At 33.7% G+C, this 502-nt stretch carries 1 protein-coding gene; it reads right to left on the reverse strand.

Features of this window, described 5'->3' with window-relative positions:
- Positions 1–242 (reverse strand): hypothetical protein (locus AC3DEV_RS16770; RefSeq protein ID WP_488372829.1); only part of this gene is annotated, 242 nt, incomplete at its 3' end.
- Between the last annotated feature and the right edge of the window lie 260 nt (positions 243–502).

Genomic DNA, 502 nt, shown 5'->3' on the forward strand with positions numbered 1-502 from the left:
TCTTCTGCATATGCGGCTTTGAATTCTTCTGCAACTTTTACTGATGTTTCTTTTATATTCTTTGCTACATTCTTACCCATACCGAACAATGTTTTTGCCACAAGGCCTGTTGTTTTGGCTCCTGTTACGATTGCTTCTTTTGCTGCTGTTGTATCAACTTTTGTCTCGATTCTTTGTATTTTTACTTTTCTACCATCCTCTGTTACAAATTCTTCTTCTGTTGTTACAATAATCTTTTTCATAATAAAACCTCTTTCATTTTCCTGCCTAGTGTCTCTAGGTTCAGGATGCTTAAATTATATTGCTGTCTAGCTAGCATTGCTTTATATGTTTTAATCCCATATAATAGATTATTTCTTATGCGTCTCAGAAATAACAAGACTTATAAACGATGGACACGCCTTTGTGTCATTAAAAAAAGAGTAAGCATAATGCCTACCCTTTCCCGAATCACAATATTGTATATGATTCTTTTCTTTCAATTTAGAAAGCTCTTCATACG

The sequence above is a fragment of the Dietzia sp. IBK-p2-15D genome (assembly GCF_057773105.1).